A 19,166-nucleotide genomic window follows, 5' to 3' on the forward strand; every position below is an offset into this window, starting at 1 on the left:
TCCGGCACGGAGCGGCCCGGGGGTCCTCGCCAGCAGGCAATTCCCCATCCCCCAGCCCGTGAAGCTACAAGCTGCTGCTGTTGAGCTGAATCTGTTGCTTGATCCAAGGGATGTAGTTGGAGACCCGCGTGTAGATGCCGGGCAACCCCGGCCTCGCACAGCCAACGCCGAAGCTCGTGATGCCCTGGAGCACGTATCGGCCGTCGGCCCGCTTCATGACCAGCGGCCCGCCGCTGTCACCCTGGCACGAGTCCTTGCCTCCTTCACGATACCCAGCCCCGAGCATGGCATTCGCGTCGATGCTGATTCCCTGAGACCTGTACATATTGGCCACTTCCGCGGTGTTGATTTTGGGGACCCCCACCTGCATCAAGATGTCGGACGTATCGTATCCCCCCTCCCGCGTCAGACCCCAGCCCGCGGCGGTCATCATCGTGCCGTCTGGAACCGAAGAACCAGCGGCCGGGAGACAAACGGGTGTCGTCGTGAATCCAGACGCGAGTTGAAGGCTCAGATTGGGGCGCATGCCCAGGGAGTCGCCGCAACTCCCGGCAACGGGCTGGTTGAAGTTGATGGGCTTCTCGAGCTTGAGGATGGCGATATCGTTCATGGTCGTGTCCGGGTCGTAGCCCGGGTGATAGACCGAGCGCACCACGCGGACAGAGGTCTGCCCGGACTCAGGCCTGCTCAAGGCATGAGCCCCCGCAGTCACGGTGGCGCCGGAAAGGCCATCGTAGACACAATGAGCAGCCGTGAGGACGATATCGCTCTCCTCCCTGGCGCCGACCCTCACGAGAGAGCCACCACAAAAGTGGCTTCCATAAGACTGAATGCTGACAATCCAAGGGTGGGAGTGAGGACGGGCCTCAACCCCTCCCACTATCTCCTGGCCCATGCGGTCCACCGCATCGGCCTGGTCCAGGTCCATCTCCGGACCACCACACCCCAGCAGACCGACCGCGACGACCACTCCACTCACGAAGCGCAAGGCGTCCTCCTGTTTCAAGTGACGCGGACAATAGCAATCCGCACGCCACGTCCATCCGGAAGGCCGTCGAGGGAAGAACCTGCGCGTATCGGCGCGACAGCACGCTGTTGACACGTCATGACGTGTCAGCGGAGGTGACTCGGACTCCAGGTGTGCTGTCGCATGGACCCGGGCCTGGGGAGGGGAGGGTCCTCGGATACCTCCTCCTCCGGATTCACGCCTACCGCCGTGCGCGGTTCGAGATGGGCAGACGCACCGCCGGGTCTCCCAGCAGCACGAAGCCGGACAGGTCATGGCGTGCCATCCACAGGAGCGCGCGGTGCATCGCCTCGGGAGGGGGTTGCGTTCCCTCGAACCTGACCGCTTCGTCCTGGTGGTAGAGCAGGGCCAGTCTCGCATCGACCGTGGTGGTGGCACTGCTCAGCACGTGCAGGGCCACGCCCGCCCGGCGGTGTCTCACCATATCACCCATCACGTTGGCGAAGCGTGCCGCGTGATTCTGCCCGGTGGGCTCGTGGAAGGAGTATGTCCAGGCGAGGTCCACATGGCCGATCACCGCCAGCGGCCCCTCGGGATTGGCGAGCGCCGCCTGGGGGAGTGCCGCGACGAAGGGCCGCCCGTCCACGGGAGCCGAGGCCCGAATGGACTCGAGCTCTCTTTCCGCGCCCATGCCCCCGAGCCGTTCGAGCCATGGCGCGTACATGCTGCGCGCCGGAGTGCCCGCGCTGAAGCAGGCGAAGGAGAACCAGAGACCTCCCGGCATGAAGGAGCGCTGGGTGACATCGTCGAGCGTCAATGACCCGCCATTGCCCAGATCCATGGCTCCCTGGACCTGGCGCTGCTCCGTCGAGGAACGCCAACCACCGTGCGGGGCTCCGAGTCCATGGCTGAGTGTCAGGAGCGCGCCGGGGGTACGCTTCGCCGCGTGGGCGAAGAACTGCTGGGCCGTCCAGTCCTCCGACGTGCCCAACTCCAGCACCTCGCCCGCTGGGAGACTCCCTCGCTGGTGCGACCGATGGCAGGTCTGCAGGCTCGGGCACATCAGCAACTCATAGCCCATGTCCGTGGCGGGGGTCCGGTCATGCACGGTGAAGAAGATCGCCCGGGCCAGTTCCGCGCGAGGCGGCTCACGCTCGAACCGCAGCACCTTGTCCACATACGCGTCCAGGTCGGCGTCCCTCGCGAAGCCGAGCCGCCCCACGAAGCGGTCCACCGCCAGGTGCTGCTGGAGCTCGAACGAGACCTCATCCGCATCCCCCAGCAGGAGCAGGTAATGGGGCTGCTCTTCGTGCGGTATCTTCAGCAGCTTGCCGCGGAAATCCTCGGCGTCGCCCGCGGTCATTCCCGGTGCGATCCTGAAGACCTGGACCTCGTCTGGTTTCAGGTGCTGCTGCTCCGCCCTCCATTGGATCAGTGGCGCCGCATGCTTCAGCAACTCCTCTCCCCTGGGGCCCTCGGGCGCAACGACAGCCCAGCCCTGCTCGCGGAGATCGTTCCAGTCGCCATGCAGGTCATACAGGTGCTGCGGCTTCACCAGGGGCTGAGGCTGCGGCTCGCGGAGCACGGAGGCCAGCTCGAGTCCGTCGGGCAGCGCTGGACGGTGATCGTCAGCGCGAGAGAGCAGCAGATGAAGATGCACGGATGCCTCCAGGGGTCATCAGCTGCGGACGGGCTTGTTGCCCTTGCCGCTCTTGTCGCTGACGCGGGTACTGGTGGTCGTGGGGGTGGGGGCCTTGTCGCCCTTTATGCCGACGGGAGTGTCGCTGCTGGTGGGCGGCTTGTCGCCACCCGTCTTCGTCTCGAAGGGCGGTAGGCCGAAGGTCACGACGGCTCCTTCGCGCTCCACCTGGGCGAGGAATCGCTCCTGCTCGTCCGTCGTGGAGCCCCGGACCTGGAACACGTATCGCGGGGCCGGCTCGACGACGCCATAGGCGAGGAAGGCACCGTTCTCTTTTTTCACCACGTACACGTGGCGGCCCTTCGCGGGCTTGCCCTCGAAGAACGGAGTGCCGTCCCAGCTCGAGAAATCCAGAATCGAAGAAGCTCCTCCAGGCATATCGTCTCCTTGTCGTGCTCGGGGTTGCATTCAGGGTGGGTCACTCGAAGAGAAGGACGCTGTCCAGCCACGCGGGCTTGTTCGGGCGAGCGCGCCATTCGACACGTTCGTCGCGCAGGGCCGCTGCCGGCGAAGCGCCCTGGCGGATCCGCCCGCGGACCGCATTGAAGAACTCGGAGGCTTCCTGGTCGAGAATGGGCCAGGTCGCGGCGAGGACGGCTCGCGCACCCGCTTCGAGCAGGGCATTGGGGAGGCTGACCGGCTCGTGGAGCACCGGCGCGGTGTGGCCCCCGTGACATGCGGCGAGCACCACCAGCGGAGCGCCTTTCAGCTTCGCCCGGCGCAACTGTCGCACCCAGAGTTCGTCCGTTCCGGGATTGCCATGCTCCCGCGACAGCACCAGATAGGCGGCATCCGAAACCGGGCTCACCCTGCCATGTGTCGCCAGGTCGATCTCCGTGGCCGTCGCCATGTCGCGCAGCACCTGGCTGGGCGTTGCCAGGGCACCCTCGAGGAGGCGTGGCTCCTCGTCCGGGCCGAACTCGGCGTTCCAGTTCAGCTTCTCCAGCTTCCGCTCCGGGTCGTACTCCACGTTCTTCACCACCAGATGGATGGATTTGCCCGTCTGTGGCCGGGGTGCTTCGCGCCGTGTGCGGTAGCTCCAGGCGATATCGGGGGGAAGCAGTCCGCTGCGTCCCTGCAGTGGAGGCCGGGCCAGCACCTCCACCTTGTCGCAGGACCTGAGCGCCGCCAGCGCCTCTCCCGGAAGGAAGTTCGTCAGCTCCATGGGCAGTGGCTTGGTTCGAGCCCCGTCGTAGTACCCCCGCAGCGCACCGTCATCGCCGCGAACCACGAGCAGGCTTCGCTCACTGTCCGCAGTGATGGCAAGTACGCAGCGCTCGGGCGGCTGCAGTCCGAGCTCCTCGCCGAAGAGCTTCAAGGAGTTGTCGAAATCGTGCCCCTTGGCTGCGTCCAGGATGAGCGAGGTGTAGCTGTACGTCCGGGCGTGCTGGGCATTTTCGTCCTGGGGGCCGGCCTTCTCCGCCTCACGGATGGCGTCCCGGAGCAGTCCCTGGCCCTTCGCTCGCTCCTGCTCTACGTAAAAGCGGCCCTGGTAGTGCAAGGCCAGGGCGAATTCTCCCTTCCGCAGCGTCCCCGCCTCGGCGATTGCCTGGTCCATCAGCTCCTCGTCTCCGAGGCTCCGGCGTTGCCGGGCGATGTCAGACAGGGCTCCGGCGCCGTCCAGGGTGAGTGGCAATCCCGTGGCGCGCGCCCGGTCTATCTCCTGGCGGGCGCGGTCAAAGTCCAGCGCATGCAATTCCAGGTGCGCCAGACTCTGGTGGATGTAGCGCTCCTGGGGCGCGTCTCCCCGGATGCGTTCGAGCGATTCGTGGAGATAGGCGCGCGCGACGGGCACGTCGTTGCGCAGTCGGGCGGCCTTCGCCAGCATTTCCAGGAACTGGAGTTCCCTGCCACGCAGGCCATATCGCCGGGCGAGGACCCAGCCTTGTCGGGCATGCCGCTGCACCTCGTCCGGCAGGAGGAGCCTCGCATACAAATAGGCGAGGTCCAGCTCCAGCTCCACGCAGCGGTAGGTGACGCGGGTGTCCTCGCACAGCCGCCGCGCGTGCTGCAGTTTCCCCTCGGCGCTCCAGAAGTCGCCGCCAGCGATGAGCGCGTCCGCGCGCTTCTGGGTGGCGAGTACCTCGAACCAGGGATCCTGGCTGGTACGAGCGAGCGCCTCGAAGTCGTCCAGGTGCTCACTCACCAGGCCCGTGTGAAGGATCGCTCCGAGCGCGAGATCGTCCTCGCCCGAGCGGAGGACCTTGGAGAGGAAGGCGCGGGCCTGGGGATCCGTGCGGAAGACAGGGCGCAGCCGGGCATACTCACGCGCGAGCGGACCCCGGCGGGAGAAGTCGCGCCGGGAGATGCGGTCCACATACTGTTGGAGGACTTGCCCACCCGCCTCGGAATCGAGCTGCTCCGCCAAGGGCAACAGCAGACGGACCTCCTCGCGGGAGGTCCGGGTCCGCACCGCGTCGTAGAAGTACAGTCGAAGGATCGGCGAGCCCACCACGGGCGAGTCCTCGGGCAGGCGGCCCGAGACGACCAGTGACTCACCCGCTTCACGCATGGCCCGCCACCGGGTCTCCATCGCGCGCGCGCTGAGGACGAGCTGCCCGGCCCACGTCCCCGCTTCCCGAGCCCTGTCCTCCTGCTCCGTCCGCGCGAGATCCTGGAACTCTCGCGCGGCCAGCAACCGCAGCCCGAGCGCCTCGAAGGCGAGGGCCCGATTCCAGCGAGCCTGGGGATGCTCAGGGAAGTCCGCGAGGAGCCGTTCCAGTTGATTCAGCGCCACCTCATGGTTTCCGGCGGCGAGCTGTGTGGCGGCGAGATCATTCCGCACGTTGGGTGAGCGGAAATCCAACTTCGGCTGTTGCTGCTCCCGGTCCTTCTCCAGCAGGGCGAGTGCTTCCTGGGGCCGGTTCCATGCCACGTAGGCCGCGGCCAGTCCCAGGAGATCGTCCTGGTCCCGGAGCAGGCGGAAATCCGCGTCAGGTGGCTCTTTCTGGGCGTGTGCATCACCCATGGATTGGGGGGCCCGGGGGCGGTAGCGGTCCGCGCGTGGGTCGCTCATCCGGGGCGTGGTGAGTGCGCGGCCGTTGGGATTCCACGCGAGTTCCGAGGGCCCTGGCTTCGGGGCGACGGGCGAGCGCGAGGTGAGAACGAAGAGGGTCACCAGGATACAGGCCACGGCTCCTATCGCGACGAGGTGCCAGCGCGCGGGAGGCCGACGACGCGAGGCCGTGGCGGTGGAGGGCGGCTGCCCGTGTGGCTCCCGTTGTTCCGGCGGTCTCGCCACGTACCGCGCCGCGAGGCGTTCCAGCACGAGCAGGTTCGATAGTTGCACCTGACATCGTTGGCAGCCCGGCAGGTGCGCGCGGAAGGCCTCGGCCTCCTGCGGAGAGAGCTCACCATCCGCGAACAGCTCGATCTGGTCACAAGGAGCGGGCATGTCAGTGATCTCCAGGGCCGAGGATGGGCGCGAGCATCTTCATGAGCTTCTTCCGGGCGTCGCTCAGGCGTTTGCCCACCGTACTCGTGGTGGTGTTCTGGGCCTGGGCAATCTCGTGATAGCGGAGGCCGGCGGCACGCAGCTCGACGGTCGCGCGCAGGGTTGGACTCAGCTTCTTCATCAGTACGGCGAAGTCCTCGTCCGAGATGGTGTCGGAGAGTGGCTTCGGCTCCGATTCCTGTCCCATGGTCATCCTCTCCAGTGTCGGGTCCTGGGCCCCCTGCTTCTCGGTCGTCTGCCTGCGGCATTGATCGACGAAGCAGTTCGTCATCGTGGTGATGAGCCAGGCCTCGCAGAGGTTCTCCGAAGGCAGCGACTCCACCTTCGCGAGCGCCTTGAGGAATCGTGCGATGGCTTCCTGCACGAGATCCTCCGCATCCGTCCGGTTCTTGCTGAGGTGGAAGGCCTTGTTCAGCAGCCAGGGACGGAGCCTCACGATGAAGGGCTCGAGCCGATGGTCCACGCTCCTCCTCGTTGTGCTGGTTGGGTCGGCCATCTCGCGTTCGCTCAATCCTTAGAACGGGGGGCGGGCACTTTATTACCTGGGATTTTCTTCCGTGGGTAAGTCATCGGAATCACTGGGGTTTCCTCGCGAGGAACGTGAGTGCGGCAGGTGCCAGGTAACAAATTTCGCGTGCTCCGTATGGATGGATGGCTGACGAAAAATAATTGCTCCTCTCCTGCGTCAGGTTGGAGCACTGACCATCCCAAGAAGAGTTGTATTCATGAACTCACCCCTGGAACCGCTGGAAGTCATCCTGAGGTTCTTCCGTACGAAGAGCGACGCTCCTTCACGTGCTTTCTCCTGGACCGAGGAGGCGTACTACGTCGAGCACGATGGTGGAGATGGGGCTGTTGTGCGATTTCCCTGGCACGAGCCCCGGCTCCGGCCGGCGCTCGAGGCGCTCGACGGAGCCGAGCCCAGCCCGGAGGTACTCGAATGGCTCGGCGCGCAGCTCCGTGAGTTTCTCCGGCCCACGAACTGGGCACGTGATGCACACATCATCGAGACCGCCCTGAGCGAAGGGCGGCCCGTCCATCTCACCATCCGCTCCAATGCGGATGAACTGTATTACCTCCCTTGGGAGCTGTTGCCGTTGAGCTCCAAGAGGCGGTTCGCGGGTCTGGAGGACTGCCTGCTCCGCTATGACGTTCCGGCCAAGCATTCCCCGGTGAAGGCCCCCTTCCCGGGACGTATCCTGTTCGCCTACGCCTCTGGCGGAAGGGGTGTGCCCGCTGCTGCCCACCTCGCCGCCATTGAGGGCGCCTGTAGAAAAGCGGGTGTTCCCTTCGACCGCGAGCGGGACGTGCTCCACGAGGTATCGCGCAAGTCTCTGGCAGAGAAGCTGGATGAGACGGACCGGCCGGTCACCGCCCTTCACTTGCTCTGCCATGGTTCACAGGTGGGCGAAACGGCCTATGGGCTCTCGCTGGGGCCGGTGGACTCGGTGGGTGTTCCCGATCCGCTCTCCGCGGTGGAACTCCGGGACGTGCTCTTTTCACGTGCCCGTCAACTGCGCCTCGTGACCCTCTGTGCATGCCAGGGGGGCGATGCGGGCACCCCCGCGCACCCGCTGGGAAGTGTCGCGCGGATGTTCCACGAGCAGGGCGTTCCGGCCGTGATTGCCTCGAGAATGCCACTGTCGTGTGAGGGCTCTGTCCTCCTCACGGAGGCGCTCTACGGGGAGCTGTTCTCCGAGCGAGGCAGCCTGCGCACGGCGCTCTCCGCCGCCCGGCGGCGGCTCAAGGAGGAGTTGCGTTCCAGGGACTGGCTCTCCCTCCAGTTCTACGCGCGCGCGGGTGACGTCGCGGCGCTCTATCCGTTCAGGCCACCCCCGTCTCTTCCCGCTGACAAGCCAGGCCGGGAGCTCGTCCTCATCCGCCACGAGGCCTACAAGAAGGTCATCGAGGAGCCCGAGTCCTTCGCTGATCCAGCCTTCCTCGCAGGCCGGCGGCCCAGGTGGGTGGAGCTCGACCAGACCCAGGCGCTCGAACAGCGCGAATGGGAATGGAAGAACCTCGAAGCCGAGGTGAAGCGGCTGGCCTCTCCGGAGGGGGAGCTCCGGCGTGCCTTCTCGGAACGGGAGACCGACGTCGTGTACTACGGTTTTCCCCACGTGCCATTGGCCGTCCTCGCGGGCTACCTGTCGAAGAAGCGTCCCGTGCAGGTGTTGGAGTGCCTCTCGGATCGTTTCTCCTGGGACACGGGAGCGAGCGGCCCTCATCCTCCGCTGGAAGTCGATGAGGTGCAGCGTCGGGAGACCGGCTCCTTCGCGCGGCTGCGCTTCTCCGTGTCCGTTCCCGTCGGAATCGAGGACTGTCGGCAGGTGCTCCCCGATGAGGACGTGAAGCTGGAGCTCCACTTCCGGGTGCCATCCCCGAAGCGGGACAGCGTGCGGCGGGAAGAGCAGCTCGCTGACTACGTGCAGATCATCCGGAACACGCTCAATCAATACATCTTGAGCAATGCCACCTCATTCGAGGGCATTCACATCTTCGCCGCCGTGCCCGTCAGCCTCGCCTTCCACCTGGGACGAGAGCTGGCCGCGACGAGCTGGATGCCGAAGTGCTTTGTCTACAACTACGGCTTGCAGGAGTCGCCCCGGTACAAGTGGCGGCTGGGCTTGCACGATGCCGAACGCGGACGGCGCTCCATCAAGATTTTCAAATAGGCCAACCATCCATCCCCATTTCAGGAGGCAGAGCGAGACATGGCTGACGTCCAGACGCAGATCGTTCAGTTCGACGAGAAGATCCGACTGAGCTGGAACAATGAGGAAAAGACACTGCGTGAGAAGCGCAAGATCATCCTGGAGCGGCTGCGGGCCCAGTTCGACGCGATGCGGGAGGCAGGCGCGAAGATCCCGTCATTCAGTGACTTCAACCAGGGCAGCTACAAGATGGATACGGGCATCCATCCCGCGAAGGGTGACTACGACATCGACGTAGGGCTCCAGTTCAACTGCGCCCGCTCGGAGTACCCGAACCCCGTCACCCTGAAGGGCCTGGTGGCGGATGCATTGGAGGGACACACCCACCTGGGCACGGAGATCAAGCTCTCCTGCGTCACGGTCAAGTACATGGTCGATGGCGTGCAGGCCTACCACGTCGATCTCGCCATCTACACCTACGAGGATCCCAGGAGCGCCACGAAGCGCCTCTTCCTCGCGAAGGGCAAGCGCGGCTCGGGCGAGGATGATCGCTGGTGGGAGGAGTCGGATCCACAGGGACTCATCAACTGGGTCGAGGGACGCTTCCAGGACCCGGATCAGGAGAAGCAGTTCCTGCGGGTGATCCGCTGCCTGAAGCGCTGGAAGTCGGAGAAGTTCAAGACGGACGGCAACAATGCTCCCTCGGGCATCGGGCTGACGGTGGCCGCGGGCCAGTGGTTCCGGCCGCAGGTCTACCGTGACGCCTTCGCCGCGACGACCACCTTCGATGATCTCAAGGCGATGAAGGCCCTCGTTGACGTGATGATCTCCCGCTTCGTGCAGATTGGCTGGAAGCAGGAGGACGGCTCTGCCCTCTACCGCCTCTCGGTGCCGGTCCCGGTGGCTCCCGGTACGGACATCTTCGAGAGGATGACGGACGGCCAGATGACGACCTTCCGCAAGCACCTCCTCCAACTCCAGGACCGCCTGGACGAGGTGACGAACGAGCCCGACCCCGTTCGTGCCTGTCAGCTGATGCGGAAGGATTTTGGTGACGACTTCCCCATTCCCGAAAAGAACGTCACCGGACAGATCGGTGGTCGTGCCATCGCCTCCAGGGGAGTGTCGGCCTGAGCCTCATGTCCACGGCCCCGGTCTCGTCTTCCGCATTGCCGCACCTGGAACTCCTCGAGCGCCTGGCCCGCAGCGGGCTGCTCGAGGACTGCCAGCCGCCGATTTGGCTTCCCTCGATGGGCACCCCCTCGCCGAGGTCCGCGGTCGCCACGATCTCGGGGGGCATGTCGATCGGCGGGCATGTCTTCAAGTTGCGCGTCAAGCTCCCGAGTGCGCTGTCGCTGTACCTGCCCGAGGTCATCGTGGAGAGCGAGACTCCCCGGCTCGAGCTTCCGCACCTGCTCGGGGAGCGCAGGCTCTGCTTCGAGGCTGGAGCGAACCTGCTCGATCGGCGTGAGCCCTGGGCCATCCTGCGGGAGTCCATCCTGTACGCGCGGAAGATGTTGGAAGAGATGCTCGCTGGCAATCGCGCGCGGGAATTCGTCCAGGAAGCAGTGGCGTATTGGAGGTCGCTGGCGGAGGAGAGCATCGATTGCGTCGTTGCCGCGAGTGAGCACCCTCATCGCACCATGGCTCTCTTTGGTGGAGGGCGGTTGTGCGCTGTCGCGGATGACCCCAGCCGCTATGTCCAGTCACTGCCAGGGCGAAGCGCGGCGGGGCTGTGGCAGAAGAGCGCCATCTACCTTCCTTTGGATCCTGCCGCTGTCGATTCCTCCTTCACGCCGGGAAAGCTGAAGACGCCCGATGGTCTCCGGACGTATATCCGCGCGTTGCCCGAAGAGGATCGTCGCGCGCTCTCGCTGCTGCTGACGTCCTGCGAGGGCCAGGAGGAGTTCCTGGTGCTCGGGCTGCGGCGGCCGCACGGTGAGCGCGCGCTCCTCGGAGCCAGGCTCGTTGGAATCCAAGGAGGCCACCCGCTCGAGCATGCGCATGCCCAGGCTTGGGTCGAGCCCATCGATCTCTTGCGGCGGGACCACGCCTACCTGGCACCCCGGGGGGGAGCAGGGACCGAACTCCAGGGGCGTCGCGTGCTCCTGGCCGGATGTGGGGCGGTGGGTGGTTATCTCGCGCTCGCCCTGGCCCGGGCGGGAGTGGGAGGGCTCTCCCTGGTGGATCCCGACAGCTTCGAACTCGAGAATACCTACAGGCACGTCTGCGGGATGGCTTGGAGCGATCATCCGAAGGTCCTGGGACTCAAGGCCGAGATCGAGCGCGCCATCCCCTACATTTCCGTGAACGCCCATGAACAGCGAATCGAAGACCTGCTCACGCAGAATCCCTCCATGCTGCGCGAGCACGATCTGATCATCTCCGCTCTGGGTCATCCCACGTTCGAGTTGGAACTGAACGAGTGGATCTGGTCGCAGTCGGCACATCCTCCCGCCCTCTTCGCATGGTTGGAGCCCCTTGGCCTCGGTGGACATGTTCTCCTCACCCATGCTGGCGGCGCGGAAGGGCCGGTGCGCGGATGTCTGGAGTGTCTCCATCACCGTCCCATCGAAGGGGGTGCCCTCAAGAACCGCGCGGCCTTCGCGAAGGCCGATGCCATCTACACCCGTGACACACTGGGTTGTGGCAGCCGGTACCTGCCGTTCGCGGATCTCGATGCCCAACGTACCGCCGAGTTGGCTGCCCGCCTCGCGTTGAGAGCACTCCGGAGGGAGGTCACCGAGTCACCGCTGCTCTCCTGGAAGGGGGAACGCCAGCCCTTCGAGGCCGCAGGCTACTCCGTCACGGAGCGGTATGCCGCGGATCCAGGTCAGCTCGAAGCCCAGCGGCTCTCGTACATCCGGGACGACTGTCCCGTGTGTGCCAGGGGATGACAGTCATGGAGGGGCTGCTGCTGCGCCGTGCCCGAGGGGCCGTGGTGAAGGTCGATTCCACGGCGCTCGCACGGATGCTCGAGTACCGGCAGGAGGGCGAGAACCAGGACGAGGCCGGGGGGGTGCTGCTCGGCCGGCATATCGTGGGCTGCCGTGACGTGGTGGTCGACGAGGTGACGTGTCCGATGCCAGGAGACCTCAGGATGCTCACGGCATTCCATCGAGACCGTGAGCGCCACCAACAGGTCATCGACGAACGCTGGAGGGATTCGCAGGGCACGTGTTTGTACCTGGGAGAGTGGCACACCCACCCGGAGCCCTATCCGATGCCGTCCCTCGTGGACGTGGTGGATTGGTGTCGCCGCCTTCGTCAGGACCAATTCCATGGGGAATCGCTCTTCTTCATCATCGTGGGCATCCGGGAGGTGTGCATCTGGGAGGGATTCCGGGACTCGCTCGAACTCGTCCAGTTGCGGCCTGTCGGGTAGGGGGCGTGGGACCCTGAGCGGGTTGCTCGTCGCTACTCGAGGGCCGCGGCGCGCAGGTGCTCGAACATCTCGGGTGTGGGCCAGGCGGTGGGCCGGTAGCGGCGCGGCGACAGCGTGGGCTCGGCCACGAGCCGGTCTCCGACGATCCGCCGCACCTCCTCCCAGGGCACCAGCAGCACGTGCTCCTTCGTCTCCGGCAGCGCGATGAGGTCCACCTCGGGCAGCAGATCCCCCGGCCCCTGCTCGTCGCTCCAGACACAATAGGTGAACGTCTCCGGACTCCCCTTGGGGCTCGCGAGCATCACGTTGGCCACGAAGTAGCCTCCCTCTTCCTCTCCGCCCTTGGACTGATCCAACTGCCGCTTCTGGGCCGAGTACTCGCAGGCGGCGAGCAGCCGATGCCCCCGGCGCACCCGGTACGCCAGCTCATCCTCTTGAGGCCGCGCGTAGGGCACCACGCGCATCGCCTCGTCTACCGTGTAGAGCGCGGGGGAGGTCGCCCGGGCCGAGGCCTGGTACTCGCGCTCGGCGCTCTCGCACAGCCGCGCCACCGTCTCCGAGTGCGCGTCCCCCGCGATCCAAAGCGTGCCCCGGTCGGGCACGATGGCGATGGGCCGTCCCTCCACCTTCTTCTCGAAGGACGAGAGGAAGCCCGGCCGCAGCAGCCAGGAGCTCTCGTGGAACTGGTCGGACTCGATGCTCCAGATGGGACCGGGGTGGCGCTCGTATAGCTCGGTCGACAGAGGCACGAAGCGGGCGAGGTTGGCGTGCGCCGCGGCGAGCACCTCCTCGAAGGACACCCCCCAGGACTCGAGCTCCTCCTGCTGCAGGTAGGCCGCCCGGTCTTCGTAGTCGATGGAGATCAGCTCCCGGAGGAAGGGCAGCACTTCATGGCCCACCATCGCGTGCCCGGGCCGCGCCAGCTCCAGGCCCTGCCCGAAGGTGAGGGGGCGCAACACGGGACGCAGCCGGGGCCGGGCTTCCTCCCAGCTCAGGCGTGTCTTCTCCTCCGTCTGGCTGAGCGCAGTCAGGAAATGCTCGATGGCCTGCTCGCGCGCCTCGGGAGACAGCTCGCGCGTGTCGGCGTGGAGCCGGTGGAGGAAGAGCGACACCTCGCGCCCGGAGATGACAGCACGCAGGCCGAAGTCCTGCTCGTGGCGGGTTACGGACTGGGTTGTCTCCCGCGCGCTGAGCCGCTGCTCCACGTGCGCGAGGAAGAATTCACGCGGGTCCGTCGCGGGAGTGCTCGTGCCTGTCGATGCCGCCGGGTCCGGCGAGGAAGACTTGCGTCCGAACCATCTGCTCCAGAAGCTCATGGGACGTGCATCCTAGGCCGGAACCACCCTGGCCTCGCCGGGTGCGCCGCCCCATGCGGACAGCACCCGTCCAGCCAGCACCGTACGGAGGGCGAAACGGCCGGACCCAGTGACATTCGCAGCCTCTTGTTGAAAAATTGAATCCAGCTTGGCCGGTTTCGCGAGAAAATCCAGTCTCGCCTTCTGAACCGGGCTCCTGGAGGACTGGCACATGCGGCATCATCCGATGAGTTTCCCTCTCCCTTTCTTGTTGCTCGGCTCGTTGCTGGTGGCCTGTGGCGCCACGCCTCACGAAGAGCCAGGCCTGGAGTCGGCGGAGTCCTCGGGCGAGATCGGGTCGGCCCTATGCTCGGGCTCGGCGGTGTCTGTCCTGACGCTCGGGGGAATCAGCACCTACAACGGAGAGATGGCCGGGAGCGGAAACTGGCAGATCACCGCGCCCGCCAACGGCGTGCGCCTGGAGTACTTCATCGACAACGTCCAGCAGTCCATCGAGGACCGCCCCGGTTCCTCGGGCAGCTGGTACTTCAGCCGGGCGGGGGTGCCCTGCGGCACGCACACCTTCCAGGTGCGCGCCTATCCCATGGTCATCGACAGCTCGGGCAACCGCACCGTCTGTTTGACCAGTGGCCCCAGGTCGCTCACCCAGAGCGTGACAGAGTCATGTCCTCCCCCGCTGGGTTGCAACGCGGACAACATCTGCAACCTCTCCTGTTCGTTCGATCAGGACTGCTATGTCTGCGTTCAAGGCGCGTTCTGCACCAACGACAGTCAGTGCGGCCGTAAGGGGGTGTGCCTCAGGAGCAGTAAGTCCTGCATGTGTGTGATAGAGGATCTCTAAAGCACCGGACGACATCAGTGCGTGTGAGGAGCCTGACTCCGACCAGTGCGTCGTGCTGGCATGTGATGGTGAGGTCGGGGAGTGTGGCGTCTTCGGTTGCGAGGACGTGGACCCGCAGGCGGTGGTACGCACGCCTCTGGCTCATGGTGCGGAATTGGCGAGGGGCGGCCCCTATCGTTCGCTCGTGCGCAACCCAGGCATTTCTCGCAACTGGAGGCGCACGGGGCTTCGAGAAGGGGTGCAGCCACGCATGACCTTCCACTTCCGCTACCGCGACGGGTTTCTGCCGGCCTTCCCGCGGCTCGAGGGAAGGCTGATCAAACATCATCTGTTTCCCCATGCCTCGGATCTCTCGGTCTGGTTCAGAGCGCAGGGCATCAATCCTCACGATTGGACGATGGTCATCCCGGCGCATGTGCATCTGCGCGTCCACAGGGCTGGTGCGCGCGGTAGCCTGTGGAATCAAGCCTGGCGTGACTTCAAGAACGCCAACCAGGGCCGAGCGGTGCCGCGTGAAGAGTTGCTGGCCAAGGCCTTCGAGTTGGCCTATCGCTTCGATATCGTCGGGCCGATCGTGCCCTACGGGCACACGCTCGTAGAGCCCGGGCCTCAGTTGTTCGCGCCATGAGGGCCGGGCGAGGTGAAGAGAACCCCGTGAAGTTCTATCGGATTCAGGAAGATGAATCGTCGCAGTACACGGGCAACCTGAATGCCGTGCACAAGTGGATGCTGCCTGGCATCCAGCCTTGTTCCGGCTGTGGCCTCGGGGGAAGGAGTTCGTCAGCGCAGTATCCCTGCGTGGACCTCTCTCACCTGCCAGAGGTGGAGCAGAAGAAGCTGTCCGATCCCTGGCCTGTTCCTCGAGAGGAGTTCGTTCGCCTTCGCGAGTTGGTGCGCCCACTGGCCCCCCCGGACGCTGAATTGTTGCCGGTGACGGCATTCGGTCCGTTGACGGGGACGGCCACCGGACGCTTCGGTCAGCTCTTCATGCAGAACCCCTGGTCGCTCTGCCTGCGCCGCGAGGCGCTGGAGAAACTGCAAGCGGCCGGGGTGCGTGGCCTCCAGGGTTGTCTGCTCAACGTGCGTTTCCGGCAGAAGAGCCATCCCGAGTTGCTGGACCTTCAGCTCGCGCGGCGGGGCCAGTTCCATCCCGACGCCCTGCCGCGGGACCGCGAGCCTCCCTGCCCAACGTGTGGCGAGGACAAGGGATACAGCCTCCCTCAGCCGCCCATCCTCGCCGCCATCTCTCTTCCCGAGGACCTGGATGTGTTCCGGCTGGCCGACTGGTCCTCACTCATCATCGCCAGTGAACGCATGGTGGACGCGGTCAGGCGGCTGGAGCTGGACGGAGTGGTGTTCCAGGCGTTGGAGGTTCGCTAACCAGGAATTGGAGCAGGGTAGAGCTCCGGGTGCAGGAAGGGCATCAGCGCGCAGGCGAGTGGTCCCTGCCACATCTCGGCCCGCGTGAAGAGGCCGTTGGTCAGGATTCCCACCGCTCCCTGCTGCTTCTTGCTCTCGTTCCGGCCGGTGACCTCGTCCATCACCCGGCTGAGTTCCTCGCCTCGCAGTACCCGGGCCACCACCGCTGGCGGCAGGGGGAAGCGTACTCCCCAGGTGAGGTTCTCCCGGCCCCCGGTATCCACCACGGCCACGCAGTTGATGAGGTTTCCCTCCTCGTCCACGCCCCCCTCGAAGCCCACGCTCATTCGCGCTCCTGGGACCGCCGCGAGCGCCGCTCGGGCACGGTTGCGCGCTCCCGTCTCCGTCTGGTCCGGGCCAATGGGTTGCTCGGGCACTCCACTGGGGACCTCGACCGCGGCCACCGTGCAGCCGGGGAAGGCCCGTTCACAGATGGTTTTCGCGGCGGACGTCTTGGCCGGGTTCGTCGAGCCTACGGCAATGGTGAAGGACATGGGACTCGGTTCTCCACAGAGGGGAATACGGGGACGGGCACCCTCACCCCGTCCCTCTCCCGGGGGGAGAGGGGTTATTGGCTGGAGGGAGAGTGAGGGGCGGATGGGCGGGTTTCATCCCACGACGCCTCGGGGCTTCAGCGGGCGGTCCCTCGGGAGCATTCCTTCCTCCTGGAACCACCTCAGTGCTTCGCGGATACCGAGCCGTACCGGCCTCGGCTGATACCCCAGCTCCCGCATCGCCTTCGCCGAGGACTGGTACGCCGGCAATGGCAGCGCCTGCAGGAACGCCGTGTTCACGTATTTGAAAAGGTCCGGTGACCATCGGCCCACCCTGTCCCCCAGCCGTCCCACCGCCTGCACCACCCCGTCCGGCAGCGGAATCCTCGGTGGCGGAACTCCCGCCTCCTCCGCGCAGAGGGTCAGCAGCTCCCGGTAGGTGAGGTTCTCTCCCCCCAGGATGTAGCGCTCTCCCGGTCGGCCCTTTTCCATGATGAGCTTCAGCCCTCGTGCCACGTCCTGCGCGTTCACCACGTTGATGCCGCCGCTCGGGTACGCCACCCCCAGCCCCTTCGCCGCCAGCAGCAGCAACTCCCCCGTCGAGGGCCTCACGTCGTAGGGGCCCAGCACGAAGCTCGGATTGCCCGCCAGCACCTCCAGGCCCCTCCCCGACGCCTCCAGCGCCAGCCGCTCCGCTTCCCGCTTGGACTCGTGATACGGGTTGTCCCCCACGTAGTTGTACGCGCTGTCCTCGGTCGCCGGCTCGGCCAGCGTCCCATGGCCGACCGCCGCCACGCTCGACACCACCACGACCCGCCGCACGCCGGCCGCCAGTGCCACCTCCAGAACGTTCTTCGTCCCCAGGGCGTTGGTGCGGGAGACGTCCTCCCGCGTAAAGGGATCGAACCGGACGATGCCCGCGACGTGGTAGACCTGATTTACCCCTTTCAGCGCCCCCCGGAGCGAATCTGCATCCAGTACGTCGCCGAGCACCTCGTCATAGCGCAGCCCGCGCAGCCCCCGGCGGTCACTCCGCTCCCGGACGAGCAGGCGGGGGTGCTCCCCCTGCTCACACAGCAGGTGGGCGAGGTTGGCCCCGATCAGCCCCGTCGCTCCCGTCAACAATGTCTTCATGCGCTACTCCCTTCCGGGGCGGATGCGGTATAGGTCGCCCCTTAGAGGCGCCCCCGACTGGGCGTCAACCGCGAGATGACGCGAGACTCCACTGAAACACCGCCCGCCGGCGGACCGACGCTCCAGCCTGCGCCCGATGACGCGCGCGAGGTTGCTGCCTCCGAGGCCGGGTCCCTGGACCCCCTCGAGGTGCTGCCGGTCCCCGAAGCCGCGGAGGAGAACCCCATAGCCATGTCCGCTTTCACGGAGACTCTTTCCGAGGACACCCTCCCCGAAACCGATTTCCTCGCCCAGGCCACCCCCTCAGGCCGGCCCGCGGAGATCGATCCCGAGAAGCTCGACCCGGATGCCCTCAAAGTCATCCACCGCCTCCTGTCCCATGGCCACCAGGCCTACTTCGTGGGCGGCTGCGTGCGGGACCTGATGCTGGGCCGTAAGCCCAAGGACTTCGATATCGCCACCAGCGCCCACCCGGGCGAGGTGCGCGCCATCTTCCGCAACTGCCGCCTCATCGGCCGCCGTTTCCGGCTCGCCCACATCTACTTCAAGGGAGGGAAGATCATCGAGGTCTCCACCTTCCGCGCCAACCCCACCGAGCTCGACGCCTCCAACGGCGTGACCGCGGCCGATACCGGCGCCGAGAACGGCGAGGAGGAGGGCTCCGAGGCCGAGGAGTCGCAGGATCTCCTCATCACCCACGACAACGTCTTCGGGACCGCCGAGCAGGATGCGCGCCGCCGCGACTTCACCATGAACGGCCTGTTCTACGACGTCGCCGAGGGCCAGGTGATCGACTACGTGCGGGGCCGGCGCGACATCGACGAGCGCTACATCCGGACCATCGGCGACCCCGAAATCCGCATGCGCGAGGACCCCGTCCGCATCCTCCGCGCCGTGCGCTTCGCCGCCAAGCTGGGCCTGGACATCGAGTCGCGCACCTACGCCGCCATGGAGGGCGCCGTCGAGGATCTCCCCCGCTGCGCCCCCGCGCGCCTGCTGGAGGAGACCTTCCGCCTCATCCGCGGGGGCGTGGCCGCGCCCACCCTGCGGCTGCTCGCCGCGCTGGACGCGCTCAAGGTGCTGCTGCCGCCCGTGGCCGCGTACTTCAAGGAGAACGGCCGCCGCGGCCGGGACACCTTCTACTCCTTCGCCGAGGCGCTCGACCGGCGCGTCTCCTCCGGCGAGCCGCTGGATGACGCCATCCTGCTCGCCGCGCTGCTCGTCCCCATCGCCCAGACGTCCCCCGTCGTGGAGAGCCAGGATCCGGCGGAGCGTCCCTCCGTGGCCCAGGCCATCGAGGACCTGCTCGCCGAGTTCGTCCAGAGCGCGCGTCTGCCACGCCGCATCGCCGAGCGCTGCCGGCTGCTGCTCATCGCCCAGCGCACCCTGACGGGGGAGCGCCGCCGCCGCACCGGTGCCTTCCGCCGCCACCCGCTCTTCAACGACGCGCTCATCGTCTTCGAGATCTCCGTGGAGGCCACCGGCCAGCACCGCGAGGCGCTCGAGGCGTGGAAGCGGGGCGAGTTGCCTCCCCTCAAGTCCGCCGAGGGCGCCACCGAGGGCGGCGAGGCCCCGCGCAAGCGCCGCCGCCGCCGCCGTCGCGGTGGGCGCAAGACCGGGGCGGGGGAGGGTGCTTCCGCCACCGGGGCGCCCGTGAGCCCGGGTGGAGAGGCCGCGGAGCCGGGTGACGACTCCGAGGGGGACGACGCCGATTCCGGCGCGGACTCCGACGGTGATTCCGAGTCCGACGAGGGTTGACCCCCGGCCAGAAGGGCCTGTCGGCAGTGTGGGGCTGAACGATCGGCC

General features: G+C 66.5%; 16 protein-coding genes. 8 read left to right on the plus strand and 8 right to left on the minus strand.

The annotated features are described in order from the left end of the window. Positions 1-64: 64 nt before the first annotated feature. From BO221_RS16815 to BO221_RS16835, 5 genes are all read right to left on the minus strand, one after another. The gene (locus BO221_RS16815) at positions 65-979 is read right to left on the minus strand and encodes a serine protease (protein ID WP_233166128.1); all 915 of its coding nucleotides are present in this window, start codon (positions 977-979) and stop codon (positions 65-67) included. Positions 980-1,208: 229 nt separating this feature from the next. Continuing rightward, entirely contained in the window at positions 1,209-2,627 is a 1,419-nt protein-coding gene (locus tag BO221_RS16820) for a hypothetical protein (RefSeq protein WP_073561488.1), read from the minus strand. A gap of 18 nt (positions 2,628-2,645) precedes the next feature. Next, a complete protein-coding gene (locus tag BO221_RS16825) occupies positions 2,646-3,044 on the minus strand; it encodes a hypothetical protein (RefSeq protein ID WP_073561489.1) in 399 nt (132 codons plus the stop codon). 40 nt (positions 3,045-3,084) lie between these two features. Beyond that, positions 3,085-6,060: a CHAT domain-containing protein gene (locus tag BO221_RS16830; protein ID WP_073561490.1), complete on the minus strand. Its 2,976-nt coding sequence runs from the start codon at positions 6,058-6,060 to the stop codon at positions 3,085-3,087. A 1-nt stretch (position 6,061) separates the two neighbouring features. Then, entirely contained in the window at positions 6,062-6,583 is a 522-nt protein-coding gene (locus BO221_RS16835) for an RNA polymerase sigma factor (RefSeq protein ID WP_073561491.1), read from the minus strand. Positions 6,584-6,845: 262 nt separating this feature from the next. Between BO221_RS16835 and BO221_RS16840 the strand changes: the two genes are divergently transcribed. Genes BO221_RS16840 through BO221_RS16855 form a run of 4 tightly spaced genes read left to right on the plus strand, consistent with a single transcriptional unit; the run spans position 6,846 to position 12,156 of the window. Further along, complete coding sequence (locus BO221_RS16840) at positions 6,846-8,792, plus strand: SAVED domain-containing protein (RefSeq protein WP_073561492.1); 1,947 nt, start codon at positions 6,846-6,848, stop codon at positions 8,790-8,792. Positions 8,793-8,831: 39 nt separating this feature from the next. Then, entirely contained in the window at positions 8,832-9,905 is a 1,074-nt protein-coding gene (locus BO221_RS16845; RefSeq protein WP_073561493.1) for a nucleotidyltransferase, read from the plus strand. A gap of 5 nt (positions 9,906-9,910) precedes the next feature. Then, the gene (locus BO221_RS16850; RefSeq protein ID WP_073561494.1) at positions 9,911-11,668 is read left to right on the plus strand and encodes a ThiF family adenylyltransferase; all 1,758 of its coding nucleotides are present in this window, start codon (positions 9,911-9,913) and stop codon (positions 11,666-11,668) included. A 5-nt stretch (positions 11,669-11,673) separates the two neighbouring features. After that, positions 11,674-12,156 carry a Mov34/MPN/PAD-1 family protein gene (locus tag BO221_RS16855; protein WP_233166053.1) on the plus strand — a complete coding sequence of 161 codons (483 nt, stop codon included), beginning with the start codon at positions 11,674-11,676 and terminating at the stop codon, positions 12,154-12,156. 32 nt (positions 12,157-12,188) lie between these two features. Here BO221_RS16855 and BO221_RS16860 read toward each other — a convergent pair whose 3' ends face one another. Then, positions 12,189-13,472 carry a DUF1444 family protein gene (locus BO221_RS16860; RefSeq protein ID WP_073561495.1) on the minus strand — a complete coding sequence of 428 codons (1,284 nt, stop codon included), beginning with the start codon at positions 13,470-13,472 and terminating at the stop codon, positions 12,189-12,191. A gap of 226 nt (positions 13,473-13,698) precedes the next feature. Between BO221_RS16860 and BO221_RS52580 the strand changes: the two genes are divergently transcribed. Genes BO221_RS52580 through BO221_RS16870 form a run of 3 tightly spaced genes read left to right on the plus strand, consistent with a single transcriptional unit; the run spans position 13,699 to position 15,693 of the window. Beyond that, positions 13,699-14,313: a hypothetical protein gene (locus BO221_RS52580; RefSeq protein WP_083681105.1), complete on the plus strand. Its 615-nt coding sequence runs from the start codon at positions 13,699-13,701 to the stop codon at positions 14,311-14,313. A gap of 13 nt (positions 14,314-14,326) precedes the next feature. Then, on the plus strand, positions 14,327-14,941 hold the full coding sequence (locus BO221_RS16865; protein ID WP_255408474.1) for a TIGR02269 family lipoprotein: 615 nt from the start codon (positions 14,327-14,329) through the stop codon (positions 14,939-14,941). Between the two features lie 26 nt (positions 14,942-14,967). After that, the gene (locus BO221_RS16870; protein ID WP_073561496.1) at positions 14,968-15,693 is read left to right on the plus strand and encodes a double-CXXCG motif protein; all 726 of its coding nucleotides are present in this window, start codon (positions 14,968-14,970) and stop codon (positions 15,691-15,693) included. Here the strand turns inward: BO221_RS16870 and yjjX are convergent. Both yjjX and BO221_RS16880 read right to left on the minus strand, forming a co-directional pair. Continuing rightward, positions 15,690-16,226: an inosine/xanthosine triphosphatase gene (gene yjjX, locus BO221_RS16875; protein ID WP_073561497.1), complete on the minus strand. Its 537-nt coding sequence runs from the start codon at positions 16,224-16,226 to the stop codon at positions 15,690-15,692. The two genes, BO221_RS16870 and yjjX, sit on opposite strands and share 4 nt — an antisense overlap. Before the next feature lie 114 nt (positions 16,227-16,340). Continuing rightward, the gene (locus BO221_RS16880; RefSeq protein WP_073561498.1) at positions 16,341-17,360 is read right to left on the minus strand and encodes an NAD-dependent epimerase/dehydratase family protein; all 1,020 of its coding nucleotides are present in this window, start codon (positions 17,358-17,360) and stop codon (positions 16,341-16,343) included. 75 nt (positions 17,361-17,435) lie between these two features. Between BO221_RS16880 and pcnB the strand changes: the two genes are divergently transcribed. Continuing rightward, positions 17,436-19,118 carry a polynucleotide adenylyltransferase PcnB gene (gene pcnB, locus BO221_RS16885; RefSeq protein ID WP_073561499.1) on the plus strand — a complete coding sequence of 561 codons (1,683 nt, stop codon included), beginning with the start codon at positions 17,436-17,438 and terminating at the stop codon, positions 19,116-19,118. Positions 19,119-19,166 lie beyond the last annotated feature (48 nt).

It is taken from the genome of Archangium sp. Cb G35, from assembly GCF_001896145.1.
Lineage (GTDB): Bacteria > Myxococcota > Myxococcia > Myxococcales > Myxococcaceae > Archangium > Archangium violaceum.